The sequence below is a fragment of the Pseudanabaena sp. CCNP1317 genome (assembly GCF_034931345.1).
Classification (GTDB): Bacteria; Cyanobacteriota; Cyanobacteriia; order Pseudanabaenales; family Pseudanabaenaceae; genus Pseudanabaena; species Pseudanabaena galeata.
The window spans coordinates 1-19,852 of the sequence record NZ_JAYGIF010000012.1; the positions used below are offsets into that span (position 1 = coordinate 1).

Genomic DNA, 19,852 nt, shown 5'->3' on the forward strand with positions numbered 1-19,852 from the left:
TGGCATTAAGAGGGGTGCGAAGCTCATGACTCATATTCGCGAGAAACTCATCTTTGAGGATTGTTGCTCTTAATAGTTCCTGATTTGTAGTTTGTAGGAGAGCTTCAGCTTTTTTGCGATCGCTAATATCTTTACTAATGCCTAAAAACCCGATAATTTGCTCCTTCTCATCCCTAAGAGCCGATATTGATAGAGAGAGGGGAAAACGAGATCCATCTTTACGGATGCCTGTCCATTCTTCCTCAGAAGTAATTCCTAGAGATGCTTTAGTTGTAAATATCGCCAACCCATTAATATCTTGATCTAATTCCGCAGAGACAGTTATCGCCCGTTCCACTAGTTCTTGAGCATCATGAAAGATTTCAGGAGTAAACTGTCCGACAATCTCTCCCATGCAGTAACCAAACATTTGTTCAGCACCATGATTGAAAACCTGAATGATGCCATTAAGATCGGTGGTAATAATCGAGTATTCAGTACTATCGAGGATGGTGCGTTGTAGTTTGTTGACTTGCCAAAGTTCGTTGGTACGTTGTTCAATTGTTGTTTCCAAGGATTGATTGAGTTCCTGAAGTGCTTGCTGAGCTTGTCGGCGATCGCTAATATCTCGCACCAACCATCGTAAAGTTGTGCCGTTATCTGATAAACGGGTCTTAGAGACTGAAACTTCTACAGGACAATAATAATCATGTGCCCGTTTGAGGGACATCTCCCACGTTAATTTTTCACAATCACTAAAATCTCCACGGAGTTTTTTGTGAAACAATGTCTGATCTGAAGGCTCGACATACATAACTAAGGACTTGCCACACAATTGTTCTTGCGAGATTGCTAGAAAATTGCAAATTGCCACATTGGCTGATGAAATTACACCTAAGCGATCGGTAACTAAATAGCCATCGGGGGCAAAATCAAATAAATCTTGGTATTGATACTGTATGTTTTCTAGGTCAATATTCCGAAGTCTTAATTCTTCTTCAATAGTCTTTAATTCTTCAATATGTAGCTGTAGTTCTTCATATGTGTCTAATAGTAAAGAAAGGCATGACGCATCTTGGACTTGCATGTCTTGAAGATTTAAAGGATTTTGCGATATCTTATACCTGTTGGAGTTGCTTTCTAAAACCTTCTCCGCCAATAGGTCGATTAAATCATTTTGAGTCAATACTCCGACTAAGCGATCGCCATTTAGTACAGGCAAACGACTAATTTGATAAGAATAGAACAATACTAAGGCAGACTTCATATCTGTTAGTTCTGATTCTTGGATCGTAATCACAGGACTACACATCTCATCTTTCACCAGCAACTGGTCAAAGGTGCAACCCTTTAGACTAATTCGGGTAATATCTTCCCTAGTGAGAATACCGAGCAAGTCACTTCCTGAGTCAATTTCATCACTCGCCATAACCAAGACGTAGCTAGAATCTGCCTCCCGCATTTTGGCGATCGCTTCTAAAACAGTTGTATAAGGATCAACTACTAGAGGACTACGGTTCTTAATTTGCGAATTTATTTGTACTACTTCAAAATTGAAGTTTGTCACCACAGTTATACCTATAATTGGTAAATGTAAGATAAGTTACTGATGTTACGTGGAACTCAGATGATGAATCTCTTGTTGCTAGCACGACAGGGCAACCACGGGGGGATTGCCCCTACTCCAATAATTTAGATTTTTGTAGGGGCTGTGCCCCCGTGCCAGCCCTAGACTTAGATGATCGTAGGAATTCTATCCACGTAACATCAGTAAGTTATTTAAGTATTAGGACTTACGCAGAACATCTCACCATAAGGGCAATTCATGAATTGCTCTTATGGTGTCATGAGGGTGTTAAGTCTTTTTTGCGTAAGTTCTAGAAACTATTTAAGAATTAATTTCTGCGGTTAAAAGTCCTAAGAGTTCCCATCAATCTCCCTCAAAAAGAGGGAAGATTTAAATTCTCCCCCCTTAAAAAGCTACCTTGTACGCACAAGTCGGACTTACTCCCTCTAATTCCCCCTTGCAAAGGCTACCATGTACACACAAGTCTCTCTGTCTACGTTTGAGGGTTTAGATCCCCCCAGCCCTCCTTAAAAAGGGGGGATAATTTTCTTCTTCCCCCTTTTTAAGGGGGATTGAGGGGGATCATTAGTAACTCACGCAATAGCTGATGACTTGTGTGCACCCCTAGCCTTAAGGGGGGATGGGTGAATCTAGACAATTCTCAAATAGTTTCTTAATTATCATCTCTTCACTTTATTTTTAACACTCATTAAGGAAGAATCAAAAATAGAATAGCACTAAAATCACCAATGATCCAACATGAAATCTTGATTTTCGTTCATAAACTCAAATAGTTCCACAGCGAAAAAATTACCGATGAGCCTTGCTGGACTTCGTGATCTCTGGTATCTATCCTCTGGCATCCATCCATTAGTTGTATTATTTAGCCATTGGATATTTGACGGATATTCTGCCGTAGCGCGATCGCCTCCAGTCACATTGACCATCACTACATCATTTTTAGGGAAATTGTCATTGCGAGCCATTTTTATAATTCCTGCGATCGCAGCCGATGCAGAAAAACATGGAGAAATACCTTCATACTCCTCTACTGCTTGACGTGCTTCCCGAATTTCAGCTTCACTCACCGCAATGAAAGCACCATTACTCTCTATCACAATGCGTCTGATATGAGGATAAGCCCTCGTAGGATCTCCTCGTAAAATTGATGAAGCAATCCCCTTGGGCTTTTTTACGACATATTCTGATGCGATCGTCTCGCTATTATTAGCAAAGGCGCGAACCATTGGCGCACAGGTATCTTGTTGCACACACAATAGCTTGGGTAGGTGCTTGATCCGTTTAAGTTGATAAAGTTCTTTAGCCGCCTTATAGTTACCATAGACTCCCATCCCACTCGATACTGCTTGTACATACCAATCTATAGTCTGAGGGATTTGCTCGCTCGCCTCCAGAAAAGTCATTTTTAGCCCCTCGCGGCGACCGATATTAAAAAATCCTCGTTCGGCAACTAATTTGTTCTCGCGAGCGAAAACCCCAGCATATGCAAAAGCATCAACGAAACTAGCATCACGCAACCCAAAATGAGTTACTTGCGAATGGTCTGCATGTTGAACGCGGGATACAAAATTTTCGGCAGTAAATAAATAAAGATGCATTTCGGGATATGCTTGAATCTCATAGGCGTATGCAGTCGAGCTATTGCCAGTGGAAGATATACAGAACGAACGCACTCCTCGCTCATAAAGATAGGCAAGTGATACTGCCGCCATTCGATCCTTAGTAGATCTGGTGGGTAATACCGTCTCATTCTTCAAATAAAGTGAAGGCATCCCCAGCTTTTGCCCAAGTCTGGTGGCATGAATTACAGGAGTATACCTAGCAACAGGTAAGCGATCGTGTAAACTTTCAATCGGGAGTAGCTCAGCAAAACGAATAAAAGGATTAGGCGAATCGTATAGATGTACTTTTTCTAGAGGATATTTGACATCGATCATGCCGCCACAGTCACAAAATGGATGGAATCCTGTCGTAATCTCATTTTTGCAACTAATGCACAGGTGTTTCATTTATATCTCTGTAATATATCTCTGTAAATAGCTAAGTTAAAAATAGTGAGATGTTAGCGTAATGATGATCGGAGCCAAGCGCCTTTCTTCCTTCTTGTCCTATCAAAAAGGAATCAACAGACAACTTTGTTTTTCCCTCCATCAGCAAATCCCGAATTACTTGGGCAATTCCCACGCTCAGTAATACGCCTTTGTTGCCTCCACCGTTAGCAAGATAGGCATTTTGCCATTTATGGACACGACCCACGAGCGGTAATCCTGAACTCGTCATGGGACGTAACCCAACTACATGTTCCAGCAGTCTAGCCTCTCTAATTTCGGGAATAATCTGTGCTGCCTGATTAAGCATAGATTCTCTATTTTTGAGCGAAGGAGACAAGTCAAAACCACTGCGTTCAAAAGTCCCTCCTACCCATACTTGGTTTTTGCGTCTTTTATAAAGACAACTTGCTCCCCAAGTAAAGTCATAGTCCAATGGTTTCCCAGATAATTGCATGAGCAAAAGCTCCCCTTTTACTGGTTCTATATCAATATCAATATCAATATCGAGACAAGCTTTAGTCTCACCTAACCATGGGCCAGTTGCGAAGATGATCTCATCACAGGCGAATCTATCCTGATAAGTTTCGACCCCTGTAATGCGATCGCCCTTCTTGACGACCCCTAAAACTGCGTCATAAACATATTTAGCCCCAAGACGTTCGGCTCCCTGAGCTAAAGACATCGTAAGTAGATAACTATCTACAGCAAGACTCCCCTTAGTGAGAATCCCAAAACGAACATTTTGGCTCAAACGAGGCTCTATTTGATGAAGGGCTTCAACATCTAATTCTTCAGCAGAAAAGCCCTCAGTATTAGTAAATAAATCAGTAGTTTTTTTTAATGAATTCTTTTTAGACTCATCTAATTCTAGTAGAATGCGATGTGAAGGGAGCAAATCATAATGGGCACTTTTTAGCTCTGCTAATCCTATGGCGATCGCTTGATGCAAGCGAAATGATTCTAATGCAAATGGGAGTAAGGCTGAGGGTGTTCCATGGAGCGGATTTAAATTGCCTGCATTTTTACTAGATGCATTTGCTCCAATCGAAAGCGCTTCAAATAGTGTGACATCGAACCCATCCCGAGCAAGTACATAGGCGATCGCTGCTCCAAAGATCCCACCACCTACAATCGCGATTTTGCGTTTAGAAAATTCACTCATTTATTTTGCTCTTAGCTTGGTAATCTCTTTAGCAGGCGCATTAACCTGTTCTATCATTAAAGATTTACCTTCGAGAAATTGAAGAATTGTCGCTAGCTCTTCATTAGTCAGTTTAGCTCTACCAACTAAGATTACCCTGTTAATAGAGGGGACTTCAGACATGTAAGTCCTGAATGATTTAGTAAGCTCATCTTTTTCGTCGGCGATAGCGAACACAGATTTTGCAGGCTTAATTACCTTTTCTGCTAGACCTCCTGGGATCAAAGTTTTTGAAGGCTTTTCGATCTGGTCACTCATCTCTTCCATAGTGAGATTAGCTTGGAGATCAGGAATCTCTTTAGCATAACTAGGTAGTTGGATTAATCTATTAATTGGTGATACTTCTTCACCCTTCACATGAATAAAAATATTTTGAACCTTAGGATTGCTAACTTCCTTAGCAATCTCTCCTATGGACAAATCTAGCCTCTGCAAACGATCTAATAAGTTTGTCTCTGATTGAGTTATACCACTGATGTTATTTTGATTACTGATTTGGGTAACATTAGTACTAAGGTTACTAACAGTCGATAAAGTCATATTTTGAGCCGATGCTCTACTCGCAGATACTAAAATATACATAGCTATCAAGTAGCTAAAAGATGCTTTTTTAGTTAACATTTATTTGTCCATAGAAGCAGTTTATCTGAACATCCACTTGTCCAGATTTTCGCAGTTTTTAAATCAAACCAAAGAATTGGCACAACTTACAATAAGTGCGCCTTAGCTCTTTACCCACCCGTTAGATAAAAATCTTCTAAACGCTGCAATACAATGGCTTAAAAAGCCTGTAGATGTTTTAATTGAATAGAGAGATACTGCAAAGAGTTATGTATAAAATACATAAAAATAGTTATCAAACAACCTATAAACTAGATTGAATTTTTTGGTATTCCCACCCGTTTTTGAATGGTCACGAATCTTAATTTATTGCTTTGCAATAAATTAAGATTCTATTTGATTCTGGCTAATTGTCTTTTAAAAAGAAAATAAAATAAAAAGACAATCATATTTTGTGATGGAATATACACAACTGCCTAAATAAATAAGAGTCTCCTCCTTTATAATCTTTATTTCGCAATACCCACCCGTTAAAACTTTACTTACTATGTAGCAAGCCATTATCAATTTATCATAGATTTTGAAAATAGCAACTACTTAGTTTATTTCAATCATTTAGATAATTGCCAAGGCAATGGTTAGTCAAATCGCGAGGGGGTAATCCGCGCAATGATAGTAACTCCAGCCTAAAAAAAGTCGATGCTCTGTCCAACTACCATAGCTGTTCAGCATGGCATCTTTGTCCATCCGTAAACCATCGGATCTATACAATTAAAATATTCATGTTTGAATGCTTTTTCTGATTTTTTATAATATATTTTGTGATACATTATAAAATATATTTTTGTTCAATTAATTAGCAAATTCGGGGGGGACTCGATTTTGTATAGATATTGCCATTCCCGTTAGGACAAAATCAAGAACCAAAGAAGAGTTGTGGCACTTTGCACCTCAACTCTCTTTTGAATTGTATGTCCTGATACACTTGGCTATTTCTATTCACCCAGATAGATAATAAAAATAACCTTGATACGAAGATGTTATAGCGATCGCCTAAAATCAGAATCCTCGAAAAAAGCAATTAGAATTTCTTAGTTTTTTGCGATTTAATAAAGAACCAGATTTTAGTGGCGCGGCGAAGCCGCGCCACTAAAATCTGGTTCTTTATTTTAACTGATGTTATGTGGAAGCTTCTAAGCCCCTCACCCCTAGCCCCTAGCCCAAAGGGAGAGGGGAACAAGAATTCTCTGGGTTTTGCTCCCCCTCTCCTAGAGAGGAGAGGGGGCTGGGGGGTGAGGGAAATCTTCATTTCACATAGCATCAGTAATAATATCTACAAAAAGACAATTATCTGTTCCTTTAGTTCTTCCTAAGCAATACTTATCTCCAAAATCCGAATAAATCTTATAGATCTCTTGCAAATTGGAATTACTTGAAGTATATTAATCGTGGGAATAGGAAATAAACTTAAAGTGCTATAGCTAATGAAAAATGTCAAACAAGCTACAAAGCTCAGCAAATCTCAGAATGGAAAAACTATCCAACTTTTTATAGTATTAATTATATTGACAATTGGAGAATCCAAAATCTTTTCTTCACTAGTACTAGCACAAAGCAATGCTGTTGGTCTTGCTATCTCAGAAAGTAATAAGGTAGCCTCAGCTACAGCTACCTATGAAGATTCTGGAAATCCAAATGTGAAAATTAATGCTACATCTAATGATGTGAAAATTAATATTACGCCTAATGATACCTCTACTAAAGATTTGACAATTAACAATAATGATTTGTTATTTGAGGATGATCTAATAGAAACAGATACTTCTTTAATTGATTTATTAGTTGATTTAGATTAGGAAATCCTCTTAGAGTCTGATTTTTAAATATAAATCTTTCTCAGTATATTTCATGTCATTGATAACAGGTTGCTTAGAAAAACTAAGTAACGAAAGAAACATTTTAAACAGCAAAATATAAATTTTCAACTCCCCTGCTATATTGCTTATGGATAATATATCTGAAACAGAGTTATTTACTATAGAGGTAGAATACGATAATGAAAATTTATCGATTGATATCTACAACTCCATAATTAAAACTGTTACTGAATTTAATGGTTTGCAACTGCTCCTCATTTCTGGAGATGGTCAATTGCCTATAAAAGAAAGAAATATGTCAGATTCTCCACTATCTATATCATATGTATTGAGTTGTAAGAATCAAGTTTCTAAGCTAATTGCGGCTGGTGAATATAGCTCAGCATTTCTATCCCTATGGCAATTTGCTGAGCATTTAATGGAAAGACTCACAAAACAAACACCGATACCAACAGAGAGTGTATCGAGTATTTTGATGATTCATCATCTCTATCAACAGTCTATAATCTCTCTGGAACAATTTGAAATTGCGATCCATCTAAATTCCCTTCAGGATAGATTATCTAAGAAATATTCTAAAAATCTAGATATAAAACAAGACATAGATAAACTATGGGATCTAGTCGATGATTTTATTGCCTTAGAAGTTCGAGGCTATCCATAGAAATATAGAAAGCCTAAAATGAAGATGTGTAAGAAACCATTTAAGAATTACTTGCTGTGGTCAAAAGTTCTATGAGATCCCCCTCAATCCCCCTTAAAAAGAGAATTTGAATTCTCCCCCCTTTTTAAGGGGGGCTGGGATCGAAACTGATTCAAGATGTACTAACCCCAGAACAACAAGCAACGTTTACTGCGGAATTAAAAAAGGGCGATCGCATTGCTGCTTGGCGACCAATGAACCTCTCGAAAGCACAAAGGGAAATCATCATTGCCATCGATAAGAGTGCTAGAGAGGAAACCTTAGAGATTCTGACTGCTAGTATTCCGAAATGACTCTTGTTAATAACTCCAAACATTTAATTGGCAAAGCTATATAAATCGCTTTCAAACTCCCGTCAAAATCAATCTCAAGATCTACTAACTCTCCTGGGATTATTGGCATCAAACTGCGATAAATACTGGCAGAAAATTTATAAACTTTACCGCATTTAGTGCGAACATAGCCTTGCTGAGATTCGATACTATACTGAACAATTCTACCTTCCATATCCAAATCTCCGAATTAAGATATTATCCTTATATAATTGACAACATAAAGTTTATTAGATTTTCTTTTATCTATTTCTCAATTGAGATTTTCTTAGCTATTGAATTTCGCCATTAGCCCTAGACAATATTTTGACTAACTCTCATCTTAATTTTACTTTGGGTTATTTCTAAAGATAGTGCTTACCAAAAAAAACAGTAGCGCCCTAGATTCAAAGTTGTAAGCGGAAAGTTATACATTTGGGATATCTAAGGCAATCACGGCTATAACAAGTTACGCAACAGTGAAAGACTCTGTAACAATCGTAAACATGATTTTTTGTTAATAAAAAATAACTGCTAAAAATAAATAAGTTTATACGTCCCTATTCCTAAGAAAAGTGACGCAAAACAAAAATAAATTAACAGAGTAATGACAATTTTAATAAATACAGCACTCTTTTAATAAGGTGTCCCCACCCGTAGGATAAACTTTCTAACTTTGTTAAGTAAGTATTTCTACAGTTCTCAACATGTAGCAAGTTTTGCATTATTTGAATTGTATTCCTATTCCCAGAAGCAAGTTTAGCATGAATATTTGAATTACACAACCTTCTAATTCAAATATTTTCGCAATGCTTAGCTTTACTAGAAAAAGCCACAGGGTTTTCTTCCATTATCAAAGATCATTGTCTTTTGGAATGTTGAAGCCACAGGCTCAAATAGTTTTATGGTCACTCTGTTTATTTCTGCCATTGTTCGGATCTCTATGCGTTGCATTTCATCCTTGAACTGGCTGCGAAATTATTGTATGTGGTAAAGGCAAGAATTGAGTAGCGGCGTGGAGCGCCACCAACCAATTCTTGCCTTTACCACATACAACAGCGATCCATTGCGAGGTTTGGGTAAAATAGCTAAAACCCCATGGGAGCTTTCAGTAGAAATAATGCAATGAGCGATCGCCAATCATCTCCTAATCCTTCTAAATCCCGAAAATTACCACTTAAATTCATTCTGATTGGTCAGTTTGTGATCTTGATCGTTGGTATATCAGGATTAATGGCATGGTTATCTTGGCAAAGTGAGCAGAAGATGATCGCCAACTTAGTCGGAAAACTACAAAATGAAGTTAGCGATCGCATCAAGCAAAAGCTCTCTTCTTATCTGGAGACTCCCCACCTAATCAATAAAATTAATGCCGATGCAGTGCGGCAAGGAACATTAAAAACCCAAGGCAAAGCTAGTGAGATTTATCTCTGGCAACAGATTCAAAATTTTCCTACGGTTTCTTGGATCTATTATGGAGGTGAAAAGGCAGGAGGATTTGTGGGAATTACTCGCCTAGACAAACAGCAAAATCCCACGCAGTCTTTCCAATTAGCGATCAATGTTGGCGGATTTCGGCGTTACTATTACAACCTAGACGCACAGGGAAATCGTCGTGAACTTAGGGGGAAGTCAGAGTTCTATGATGCCCGTCAACGCCCTTGGTATCAAGCTGCTTTGCAAACAGATCAGCCTATTTGGAGTCCAATTTATCAAGATTCCACTTTGCCTGAGCAAGTGATTACAGCGAGTCTACCTGTATATAATGCTGATGGAAAGAGAATAGGTGTCTTAGGAGCGGATCTGTCTCTAGGAGATATTAGCCAGTTTTTAGATGGATTACAAATTGGCAAGTCGGGAGAAGCATTTATTCTAGAACCTTCAGGATTATTGGTAGCTAGCTCGAATGGAGAAAAGCCCTATGAACCTAGCAGTGATCCACAAAAATTACAGAGATTGCCTGTTAAGAATATTAAGCAACCAATGATTCGAGATGCGGTGGGGTATCTAGAGAAACAAATTGGAAGCTTAGATAACATCAGCTCTGAACAGAATTTTAAGTTTTCTACTGAGGGGAAAAATATTTTTTTTAAGGTGTTACCCTACCGAGATGAGCGCGGGATTAACTGGTTAATTGCCGTGGTAATGCCCGAATCTGACTTTATGGAACAAATTGATATCAAGCGACAAAACACAATTTTGCTCGTTTGTCTATCACTAGCGGGTGCGATCGCTTTAGGTGTTTTGACGACTCAATATATTAATAAATCATTACGCCGTTTAACTTTGGCAAGCCAAGCCTTGGCAAATGGAGAATTAGATCGAGAAGTTCCCTCAGCAGCCATTACTGAATTGAATATTCTCTCGCAATCCTTTAATCAAATGGCGACACAGTTAAAACAGTCTTTTGCGGAGTTTGGCAAGATTAATGAAAACTTGGAATTGCGAATTCAAGATAGAGTAAAAGAATTACAGGAATCTGAAAATAAGTTTAGAAATTTAGTGTCCAATTTTTCAGGGCTTGTCTATCGTTGTAATTGCGATCGCGATTGGTCTATGGAATTCATTGGCGGTGCAGTTACAGAGCTAACAGGCTATCTTGCGGAAGAATTCATTGCTAATCAAGTTCGTAGTTGGACAAGTATTATTCATCCTGAAGATCGAGAAACTGTAAAAAGAGTTATCAATGAAAGTCTAACTTGTCACGAACCCTTTATTTTAGAATATCGAATTATTGATTCTCAAGGTACTATTCGCTGGCTATATGAAAAAGGTCAGGGAATATTTACAGAAGAGGATCAATTGTTGTGGATTGATGGTGCGATTTTTGATATTAGCGATCGCAAACAAGTCGAATCAGAGCTTTTAGAACGTGTGCATTTATCAATTTTGATGGCTGAAGTTGGCTCTGCATCTACACAGCTAAATACCTTAGAAGAAGTTCTCCAAGCCTTTGTCGAATCCCTATGGCGACATATGAACATCTCTTTTGTGCAGATCTGGACAATCAATGCTTTTGGCGATGACTTAAATTTACAAGTCAGCACAGGAAACTATAACAAATCAGATAGCGATCGTCTCAGTAATCTCATCAAAAGAGAGCGGATATGGTCAGTTACTCAAGGAAGATTTCAGCCGCTTTTAACCGATCAAATTGTGGCAGATTTAAGCGAATCCGATCGATTGTGGTTGCAAGAGCAAGGAATTGTTTCGTTGGTAGGACATCCACTAATTGTCAAAGGCAAAGTCATCGGAGTGATCCTGATGATTTCTCAGTTTCACTTAGACATGGATGTCCAGAATATCGACTTGATCGCCAATGCGATCGCCATAGGTATTGATCATAAACAATCAGAAGAGCGATTGAGAGTGACCAATGCCGAAATGAAAGCTTTATTTGCGGCGATGGATGAAGTGATCTTAGTCCGCGATCGCATGGGACGCGTACTCAAAATCCCTCAAACCCGCAGACAATCAGTTTTTCTAGATGATAGTAAGGTAATAGGCAGACTCCCTTCAGAATTATTTTCCCCTGAGCAAGCTAGCCTCTTCTCTGGTTATATACAGCATGTTTTAGAAACCCAACAAGCTCTAAATGTTGAGTATCTGCTCTCCCTCACCGATCAACCGATTTGGTGGAATGCCAGCATCTCTCCCATTGATACAGAGACCGTGGTTTGGGTCGCTCGCGATATTACAGAGAGCAAAAAAGTCGAACAACAACTCAACCAAGCAAAACAGGCTGCCGAGGCTGCTAGCAAAGCCAAAGGTCAATTTTTGGCAAGTATGAGCCATGAACTCCGAACACCGTTAAACGCGATTTTAGGATTTGCTCAATTAATGGTGCGTGACACATCACTCAAAGACAATCATCGCTCCTATCTCAAAATCATTCATGACAGTGGCGAACATCTACTGGAATTAATTAATGATGTTTTAGATATGTCAAAAATCGAATCAGGAAGGATTACGCTCAACATCACTAGCTTTGATCTGTATCATCTCCTCGATACCTTGGAAAAAATGTTTCGCCTTAAGGTTAATGATAAATCTCTACAACTGTTGTTTAGGCGATCGTCTCAAGTCCCGCAATGGATTAACACTGATGAAGGAAAACTGCGCCAAATCTTAATTAACTTGTTAAGTAATGCCATAAAATTCACTAATCAAGGCTCGATAATTCTATCTATTGATATAGAATCAAACTCCAAACTAGAATCTCTAATCCAAGAGAAAACTCCAACCATCTTAAAATTTACCGTAGAAGATACTGGTGAAGGTATTCCTGCCAATTATTTAGGGAAAATATTTGAAGCCTTTGAACAGACGGAGCTAGGCAAGAGAACTGCGGAAGGAACAGGGCTAGGTCTTCCCATCAGTCTTAAATTTGCCCAATTTATGGGTGGTGAGATTACGGTTAGTAGTCAGTTAGGTGAAGGCAGCATTTTTAGGGTTTATCTTCCAGTCAATGTGTCAGCATCTCCTTTACCGTTAAGGCAAACTAGCGATCGCTATATTATCGGTTTAGCCCCCCACCAGCCAGAATATCGGCTTCTAGTTGTAGAAGACCGATGGGAAAGTCGGCATTTACTAGTAAAAATACTAGAAGCAGTGGGCTTTAAAGTCCGCGAGGCTGAAAATGGGGCGGAGGCGATCGCCATTTGGGAGGAATGGCAACCACATCTAATCTGGATGGATATGCGAATGCCTGTGATGGACGGATATGAAGCCACACGCCAAATCAAAACCTATTTAAAAGGACAAGCCACCGTAATTATTGCCTTAACCGCCAGTGCCTTAGAAGAAGAAAAAGCCATTATCCTCTCCGCAGGTTGTGATGATTTTGTGCGTAAGCCTTTTCGAGAAGCACTAATTTTCGATAAATTAGCTGAGTATTTAGGTGTAACTTATTTATATGAAGATGAAAGCAATCGCCAAATTACGGATAGAGATACAGATGATCTAGAAACTTTAGCCGCAAACCTTAAAATTTATTTATCGCAAATGCCTGACAGTTGGATCAGGCAACTACATCAAGCAGCCACTCTCGCAGACAATGACTTAATTAGTGAACTGCTCAAATCTATACCAGAAAGTAATACAGTTTTAATTCATTCTTTAATCAGTCTTGTCGATAATTTTTGTTACAATCAAATCATGGATTCATCCCTGCAAGCTTTTAACAAATAGTTAAATAATCGCCCTATGGATACGACTAAATAATGACTAGAAATTATAGTGGCGATATATTAATAGTCGATGATATGCCAAATAATTTGCGCTTTCTATCGACAACTTTGACCGAGCAAGGCTATAAAGTCCGTAGCGTCACTGAAGGGTTAATGGCGCTGACTGTTGCTGAAGCTGCCAAACCAGATTTGATTTTGCTAGATATTATGATGCCGAATATCGACGGCTATGAAGTTTGTCAGCGACTAAAAGCTAACGAGCAAACCTGTGATATTCCTGTGATTTTCTTAAGCGCTTTAGATGAAGTATTGGATAAGGTGAAAGCTTTTAATGTTGGTGGTGTGGACTACATTACTAAACCATTTCAACTAGAAGAAGTCTTAGCTCGAATTCAAACCCATTTAAGTTTAAGATTTGCTCAAAAAGAGATTAGCCAACTAAATTCCGAACTCGAACAGCGTGTACGACAGAGAACCGCCCAGTTAGAACAGGAAATAGCTGAGCGCTTGCAAGTCCAAGAGCGCCTATTACATCTAGCCCTGCATGATGTGCTAACAGGACTGCCCAATCGAACTTGGTTTATGAAGCGCTTGGAGCAGTTACTGCAACAGGTTAACCAACAGGCAGGCTACCGTTTTGCAGTTTTGTTCTTAGATTGCGATCGCTTTCAAGCGGTTAACGACTCTCTAGGACACTTAGTTGGCGATCAGTTATTAGTATCGATCTCCAGAAGAATTGAACTTTGTTTAAAACCGGGGACAATGCTTTGTCGTTTGGGGGGAGATGAGTTTGCCATCCTGTTGCAAGATACCGAAAAGGCTTCTGATGCCATCAAAGTCTCTAATGACATCCTGCTTGAATTAGCAGCACCCTTTCAAATTGGAGACTATCAAGTATTTACGAATGTCAGTATTGGCATTGCCATGGGTAGTGATATTTATAAACAACCCGAACATATTTTGCGTGATGCAGATACAGCTATGTATCGGGCTAAGGCAAATGGTAAAGCTTGCTATCAAATGTTTGAGCAAACTATGCATAGCCGCGCACTGCATAACTTTCAGTTAGAGTCCGATCTCAGACATGCCTTAGAACGTCATGAATTGGTGGCTTATTATCAGCCGATTATTAATTTAGTTAATAACCAAATAGATTCTTTTGAAGCCTTAGTACGTTGGAATCATCCAGAAAAGGGACTAATTGATCCCAGCAAGTTTATCCCAATCGCTGAAGAAACAGGGCTAGTAATCGCGATCGACTTATTTATTCTGCAACAATCCTGTCAGCAGCTACGTAGCTGGCGAGATGAAGGTATTGCCGACACGTCCTTAACGATGAATGTTAATCTGTCTGTGAAACATTTTATGAGTTTTGATTTGCTGGAGCATATTGATCGTGTTCTTCAGGAAACAGGAATTATAGGAAATTCTTTAAGGCTAGAAATCACCGAAAGCGACATTATGGAGAATGCTGAATTTGCTGGCAAAATTATCTCCCAACTACGCGATCGGCAGATTAAATTGAGCATTGATGATTTTGGTACGGGTTATTCTTCATTGAGTTATCTGCATCGACTCCCCATTGATCATCTCAAAATTGATCGCTCCTTTGTGATGAGAATTGGCAAAAATGGCAAAAATACAGAGATCATTAAGGCGATTATTGCATTGGCGAAGAGTTTGGACATGTTTACGATCGCTGAAGGTGTAGAAACTCAAGATCAACTCGATCAGATCCGCGAATTAAAGTGTGAGTTTTGCCAAGGATATTTATTCTCTAGACCCGTTGAAGCATCTCAAGCTAGAAATTTATTGATTGCAGGTTTTTAATTTTGAAACAATTAGAAACTGATGTTACGTGAAAGTTCCCAAGACCCTCACCCCTAGCCCCTCTCCCAAAATGGGAGAGGGGAACAAGAAATTAGTCCTACTCCCCCTCGCCCTTCATGGGAGAGGGGGCTGGGGGGTGAGGGCGATCTTCGTTCCACGTAACATCAATTAGAAAGTAATTCTTAAAAGATTTCTAAGGTGATTGATTTTTAACCCATTTCACCCATTGCACAAACGATCGCCAGCCATTGAGATTATGCAACTGGGGAGCGCGAGCCGAAACTAAACTATCAACCGATCGCAACGCCGCAAATTGTAAACCTAAAAAGCTATCGACTGCGGCATAGGAATTCCCTAACGTTGCGGCTCCCGATGCATAGACTCTACCATCATCATTACGAAACTCAGCAATCTCAAAGTCATTAGTCACATTTAATCTACCCAAAGCATTGATCGGTATCTGATAGCAATCAAGCAAATCGGCATAAATTGGATTAGTTTGCACCTTCGCATCTAAACCTGTGGCATCAATAATAAAATCGGCGGTTAACTGCAAAACTCCTTCCATTTGGTGCGGACGGATATAGGTAGCAGTGCGCCGATCTGGGAGTTGTTCCACCTTTTCGACAGCCCCAAAGGTAATTTGATACCAACCTTCATTTAAGCCAGTTTGCACAATCTGTTTCCAGTCACGGCGATCAGCTGTAGTTGTGCCGCCCCAATCCTTGAGCAAAGTTTGTCGAGTCTGCGGATCAGCCTCTTCAAGAACAGCGCGTAAATCTCCACCCCAACAAGCCTTGGGCCAGTTAAATGGCTGAAATTCGTAATGGTTTTCGACGGGACGTTGAGTATGACCGTAACTATTGCCTTGCGCTTTCGGCGATCGCATCAGGTGCAAGAGATTAATTTTTTGCTGTGGCGATCGCTGACGCACTTCATGAATACGCTGCACGATCCGCGAGGCAACAATGCCACGTCCACGGATTAATACAGTCCCGCCATGACTTTCTAGATGTTGATAAATATGTTCATGCTCCTCATAGCCATTGACCACGGCGCGAAAGTCTTCTGTCTGGCTACGATAGGCTTGCAAATCTGGCAAGAACTGAATAGCTGCATAACCCATCGCTAGATGTAGATATTTGGCAACTAAAAAAGCATGATAACCCTGCCCAAGCGAATAGGCGATCGCATAGCGTCCATCATTGGTTTTCCGTAGCGATCGCACTCGCCCATAACGATAAATCTGATCCCAACCAATTCGACGAACCTCGCGATCGATGGAGTCAAACACATTTCCAGATCTCGGTGTATAGGTTTCCGCTAAATCAGGTTCCGCAAACACCTGCCAAAGATATTGGCAAGCCTGATTAATCTTGCCACGAGTGAAATCATGCCAAGCCTCACGCCATGCATAACTAGGAAATCCCCAAATATTATCTGGACAAGAATCAGAATTAGAGCGCAACCTCTCATATAAAGGAATCTGTGAATTGAGACAGAGCCGTTTATACCGCGCATAGGGTTGAGGCTCCAAACCTAACGCCACAATTTGATCAGCCGCCACCCCAAAAATCCGTAGATAATCCACCCAAATATAACTTCCCAATCCTCCTCCGATCGCTCCGTAAGTTGTTTCATGCACAGGCAGCCCTGTTCGATGTAGCGACTGCACTTCCACGACTGGCAATTGAAAGAAGTCGGGCGGGAAATTTGACGAACCAGCTACACTAGGCTGAGTGATATTCGCGTGGGGTAAACCTGTTTCGGGATTAAATAAAATTGTGGGCGGAGCAGATGATAGCTGAATGGTGTTATTGGGTGATCCAGTAATCACCGTTTTACCTAAAGCCGACCCATCAAAGGCGATCACTATTTCATATCGTCCAATCGTGAGGCGATCACCAGTGGCTAGCACCTTGCGAAGTTCCATTCCCCGCCCAACTAAAATCCCATTAACTAAGATTCCATTAGTACTATTTTGATCGATAACTACTACATTTCCCTGCTCAAAAATTAGCAAAGCATGGTATCGAGACACTGAGCGATCGCCCAATATCAACTGTGATACTTGATTTCCATCTAGATTCTCTGGCAATGAAGTTTCGTCTTTACCAATGGCGATCGGTAAATCCAATTGCAAAGATTGCGGCTGACTGGTGGTTATTTCTAACCAACTTAATTGAACAGAGATCTGCATAGGTTTCAAATCTTTATAAAACAGATTGTGACGGTAAAATACTGCTAGCTGCTCCCGCTAGCGAAGTACCACACCAAGGACATACTAAGGCAATTCGCTCATAGGGAGAAATTTTGGCACATTTTAAATTGGGGCATTGCAATCCATATACATGATCGGGATTTTGCGAAATAAGTGCTTGACTTGGTAGATCAATTTCAATATTTGTGACTTGTAATATTTGTTGACCTAAAGCGATCGCACTATTAGTTTTTAATTCAACTTCCCCACTCAATAACCTTTGCCCATCAACTACAGGAGGATTAGACTCGCGCATATTTCTCATCCAAAAGCTCTGCTTTTGTGGATCGAAATAAATTACCGCATGTAACCCTGAAACTGTGGGATGCGTCAAAACTAAATCGCACCGAGCAGGATCGCGCCCAATTCGAGTCATTGTCAGACCAATCCTATAACTTTTGGTAATCCCTGCTTCTACCCAAGCCAAAGTTAGTTCTGACATAATCACTTACAAAGCCAAAGCTGTTTGATTTCAAATATATAGCAATCCTCAAGTAAGAGCTAGCAAATGGGGCAACCACGGAGGGATTGCCCCTACCCCGTAAATTTTAACGTCAGTTCGACGAAAGCGAAAAATGGTAAGAATCGCTAAGCGATTCTTACCATTTTTCGCCATTTGCGGCGTGCGAAGCACGCCGCAAATGGCTATATCGAACTCACGTTAAATTTTAGATCTCGTAGGGGCTGCGCCCCCGTGCCAGCCCTAGACTTATAGCTGTCGCCATTCTTGTTAGGACATAAAACCCAAATAGTGTGAGGCGGCGCAAAGCGCCGCCTCACACTATTTGGGTTTTGATTTGTGGCTATAGCTATATGACATCGCTGGAATTCCTTCCACGTAACATCAGTTATGAGATTAAATAGTTGATAAGAGTGCGTCCCTTCGGGACGCACTCTTATCAACTATTTAGAATTAAGATATGACTCCTACATTAATCGGAAGATGGCAAACTCGGATCTTACTGTTGGGAACATTGGGAGTACTCGTCACCATTCCCTTTAGCCTCAATGGTGATCCGCTCTATTTTCAAGTTCTCCTCGCGATCGCCGTTTTAGGATGTATGTGGGATATCGTTTACAACCAATTGCAAACCCTCCGTTGGGATCATGATTGGTCAGCGATTTTGCAATTAGCCTCAGGGATTTGGGAAGCCTTTTTCTTTTATGTTCCCTTCAAGTTTTTGATTAGTAGTATCTTAAAAATTGGCTGGTTAAATACCGACATTCCCCTCGACAAGTTTTTACTCCACTATTCCTGTATTTGGCTAGCTGTATTTACAGCCTCACAAACGCTCATGCGAGTCATCTTTCCGCGTTGGCGATTTTATGGCGGCGAATGGTTTAAAACCAGAAAGCGCTAAAGATTGTTGCAAAGCAACAATCTTTAGTGCTTTCTGGTGTAAAAACAAATGGAACGCGAAGCGTTCCATTTGTTTCGTGTTTAAGCTATTTAGCTGATGTAAAAATCATGCTTATTTGAGACTCTAAAAACAGCAACATAGATGTTTCGTTAAGCCCATTTGCAGCGAGATTTAAACTAACAAGTTTGGATCTCGCTATTTTTTTGCTGTTTTTATAGAGTTTTTGAAAAAATATAGCTACTTGCGTAAGCTTATTTATTGCAAGTTAGTATAGTAACATAAAATGGAAGATCTGGTCAGAATTTTTTGTCTTTATGGATGCAACCCTTATTCGTCAACTTGTATGGCTAGACTATCGATTAGCTCTGCTGTTTCTTGTTTTTATCCCCTTCGGTTTATTAGTCTGGGCTTTACGAAGTGATAGTGAAGCTATCAAGCGATCGCTACTTTTATACTGGCGTGTTGCGAGTTTGGTACTAATTACGATTTACTTAGCGATCGGTAGTTTAGGCATATCTTATATATCAGGAATTTTGGCTGCGATTTTAATCGTTCTCGCGCTTTGGTTTTGGCAAGATCTCAATGAGGATATTGAAGCTTCACGCAAAAGTCTTACCCCTATTTATTTGGGATGGCGCTGGGCGACAACGGTTTACTGCTCTCTAAGTGCCGTATTTCGGCTAATGTTCGCTAATTGTGCATTTATGAATGTTGAGCAATTAAGCGATATTTGCAAAATTTGGTTTGAGCCACCGCTAAGCTTTAGCACCACATTTCATAATGGTGTACCTGTTGAAAACTTGGCATTTGCGGGTGCGGTTGGGGGAATTGTTTATATCTTGTATTTATTTGTATTTCTTGCTTTTAGCCTACCGAAAACAGGTCGAATTGCGTTTCGTGACTAATGTACAGCGCTTTGCGCTTCAATTAAAACCATAAAA

At 39.9% G+C, this 19,852-nt stretch carries 13 protein-coding genes; 6 read left to right on the top strand and 7 right to left on the bottom strand.

The window, feature by feature from the left end; genetic code table 11:
- The 4 genes from VB775_RS06295 to VB775_RS06310 form a co-directional block, all read right to left on the bottom strand.
- Window positions 1-1,546 (bottom strand): PAS domain S-box protein (locus tag VB775_RS06295; protein WP_323216661.1); only part of this gene is annotated, 1,546 nt, incomplete at its 3' end.
- 743 nt (window positions 1,547-2,289) lie between these two features.
- Window positions 2,290-3,576, bottom strand: coding sequence for a threonine synthase (locus VB775_RS06300; RefSeq protein WP_281007576.1), 1,287 nt, complete (start codon window positions 3,574-3,576; stop codon window positions 2,290-2,292).
- Window positions 3,577-3,607: 31 nt separating this feature from the next.
- Window positions 3,608-4,780: an NAD(P)/FAD-dependent oxidoreductase gene (locus tag VB775_RS06305; protein WP_281007577.1), complete on the bottom strand. Its 1,173-nt coding sequence runs from the start codon at window positions 4,778-4,780 to the stop codon at window positions 3,608-3,610.
- Window positions 4,781-5,401 (bottom strand): hypothetical protein, encoded by a 621-nt coding sequence (locus VB775_RS06310; RefSeq protein ID WP_281007578.1) that lies wholly within the window; start codon window positions 5,399-5,401, stop codon window positions 4,781-4,783. It abuts the gene before it with no gap.
- A 1,463-nt stretch (window positions 5,402-6,864) separates the two neighbouring features.
- Here VB775_RS06310 and VB775_RS06315 point away from each other — a divergent pair.
- The gene (locus VB775_RS06315) at window positions 6,865-7,236 is read left to right on the top strand and encodes a hypothetical protein (RefSeq protein WP_281007579.1); all 372 of its coding nucleotides are present in this window, start codon (window positions 6,865-6,867) and stop codon (window positions 7,234-7,236) included.
- Between the two features lie 148 nt (window positions 7,237-7,384).
- Window positions 7,385-7,921 (top strand): hypothetical protein, encoded by a 537-nt coding sequence (locus tag VB775_RS06320; RefSeq protein WP_281007580.1) that lies wholly within the window; start codon window positions 7,385-7,387, stop codon window positions 7,919-7,921.
- 315 nt (window positions 7,922-8,236) lie between these two features.
- Here VB775_RS06320 and VB775_RS06325 read toward each other — a convergent pair whose 3' ends face one another.
- A complete protein-coding gene (locus VB775_RS06325) occupies window positions 8,237-8,467 on the bottom strand; it encodes a hypothetical protein (RefSeq protein ID WP_281007581.1) in 231 nt (76 codons plus the stop codon).
- A 902-nt stretch (window positions 8,468-9,369) separates the two neighbouring features.
- Between VB775_RS06325 and VB775_RS06330 the strand changes: the two genes are divergently transcribed.
- Together VB775_RS06330 and VB775_RS06335 are read left to right on the top strand one after the other, a co-directional pair.
- A complete protein-coding gene (locus VB775_RS06330) occupies window positions 9,370-13,461 on the top strand; it encodes a cache domain-containing protein (RefSeq protein WP_281007582.1) in 4,092 nt (1,363 codons plus the stop codon).
- Window positions 13,462-13,493: 32 nt separating this feature from the next.
- A complete protein-coding gene (locus VB775_RS06335) occupies window positions 13,494-15,290 on the top strand; it encodes an EAL domain-containing protein (protein WP_281007583.1) in 1,797 nt (598 codons plus the stop codon).
- 193 nt (window positions 15,291-15,483) lie between these two features.
- Here the strand turns inward: VB775_RS06335 and VB775_RS06340 are convergent, their stop codons facing one another.
- Together VB775_RS06340 and VB775_RS06345 are read right to left on the bottom strand one after the other, a co-directional pair.
- Window positions 15,484-17,490 (bottom strand): FHA domain-containing protein, encoded by a 2,007-nt coding sequence (locus VB775_RS06340; protein WP_281007584.1) that lies wholly within the window; start codon window positions 17,488-17,490, stop codon window positions 15,484-15,486.
- Window positions 17,491-17,503: 13 nt separating this feature from the next.
- Window positions 17,504-17,992 carry an FHA domain-containing protein gene (locus VB775_RS06345; protein WP_281007585.1) on the bottom strand — a complete coding sequence of 163 codons (489 nt, stop codon included), beginning with the start codon at window positions 17,990-17,992 and terminating at the stop codon, window positions 17,504-17,506.
- A gap of 478 nt (window positions 17,993-18,470) precedes the next feature.
- Between VB775_RS06345 and VB775_RS06350 the strand changes: the two genes are divergently transcribed.
- Window positions 18,471-18,911 (top strand): hypothetical protein, encoded by a 441-nt coding sequence (locus VB775_RS06350; protein ID WP_281007586.1) that lies wholly within the window; start codon window positions 18,471-18,473, stop codon window positions 18,909-18,911.
- Between the two features lie 314 nt (window positions 18,912-19,225).
- Window positions 19,226-19,816 carry a DUF3177 family protein gene (locus VB775_RS06355; protein ID WP_281007587.1) on the top strand — a complete coding sequence of 197 codons (591 nt, stop codon included), beginning with the start codon at window positions 19,226-19,228 and terminating at the stop codon, window positions 19,814-19,816.
- Window positions 19,817-19,852: the final 36 nt, after the last annotated feature.

What these genes read in the sequence shown, in the direction of transcription:
- VB775_RS06300 (WP_281007576.1), bottom strand. Translation starts at nt 3,576, where the DNA reads ATGAAACACCTGTGCATTAGTTGCAAAAATGAGATTACGACAGGATTC.
- VB775_RS06305 (WP_281007577.1), bottom strand. Translation starts at nt 4,780, where the DNA reads ATGAGTGAATTTTCTAAACGCAAAATCGCGATTGTAGGTGGTGGGATC.
- VB775_RS06310 (WP_281007578.1), bottom strand. Translation starts at nt 5,401, where the DNA reads ATGTATATTTTAGTATCTGCGAGTAGAGCATCGGCTCAAAATATGACT.
- VB775_RS06315 (WP_281007579.1), top strand. Translation starts at nt 6,865, where the DNA reads ATGAAAAATGTCAAACAAGCTACAAAGCTCAGCAAATCTCAGAATGGA.
- VB775_RS06320 (WP_281007580.1), top strand. Translation starts at nt 7,385, where the DNA reads ATGGATAATATATCTGAAACAGAGTTATTTACTATAGAGGTAGAATAC.
- VB775_RS06325 (WP_281007581.1), bottom strand. Translation starts at nt 8,467, where the DNA reads ATGGAAGGTAGAATTGTTCAGTATAGTATCGAATCTCAGCAAGGCTAT.
- VB775_RS06330 (WP_281007582.1), top strand. Translation starts at nt 9,370, where the DNA reads ATGGGAGCTTTCAGTAGAAATAATGCAATGAGCGATCGCCAATCATCT.
- VB775_RS06335 (WP_281007583.1), top strand. Translation starts at nt 13,494, where the DNA reads ATGACTAGAAATTATAGTGGCGATATATTAATAGTCGATGATATGCCA.
- VB775_RS06340 (WP_281007584.1), bottom strand. Translation starts at nt 17,490, where the DNA reads ATGCAGATCTCTGTTCAATTAAGTTGGTTAGAAATAACCACCAGTCAG.
- VB775_RS06345 (WP_281007585.1), bottom strand. Translation starts at nt 17,992, where the DNA reads ATGTCAGAACTAACTTTGGCTTGGGTAGAAGCAGGGATTACCAAAAGT.
- VB775_RS06350 (WP_281007586.1), top strand. Translation starts at nt 18,471, where the DNA reads ATGACTCCTACATTAATCGGAAGATGGCAAACTCGGATCTTACTGTTG.
- VB775_RS06355 (WP_281007587.1), top strand. Translation starts at nt 19,226, where the DNA reads ATGGATGCAACCCTTATTCGTCAACTTGTATGGCTAGACTATCGATTA.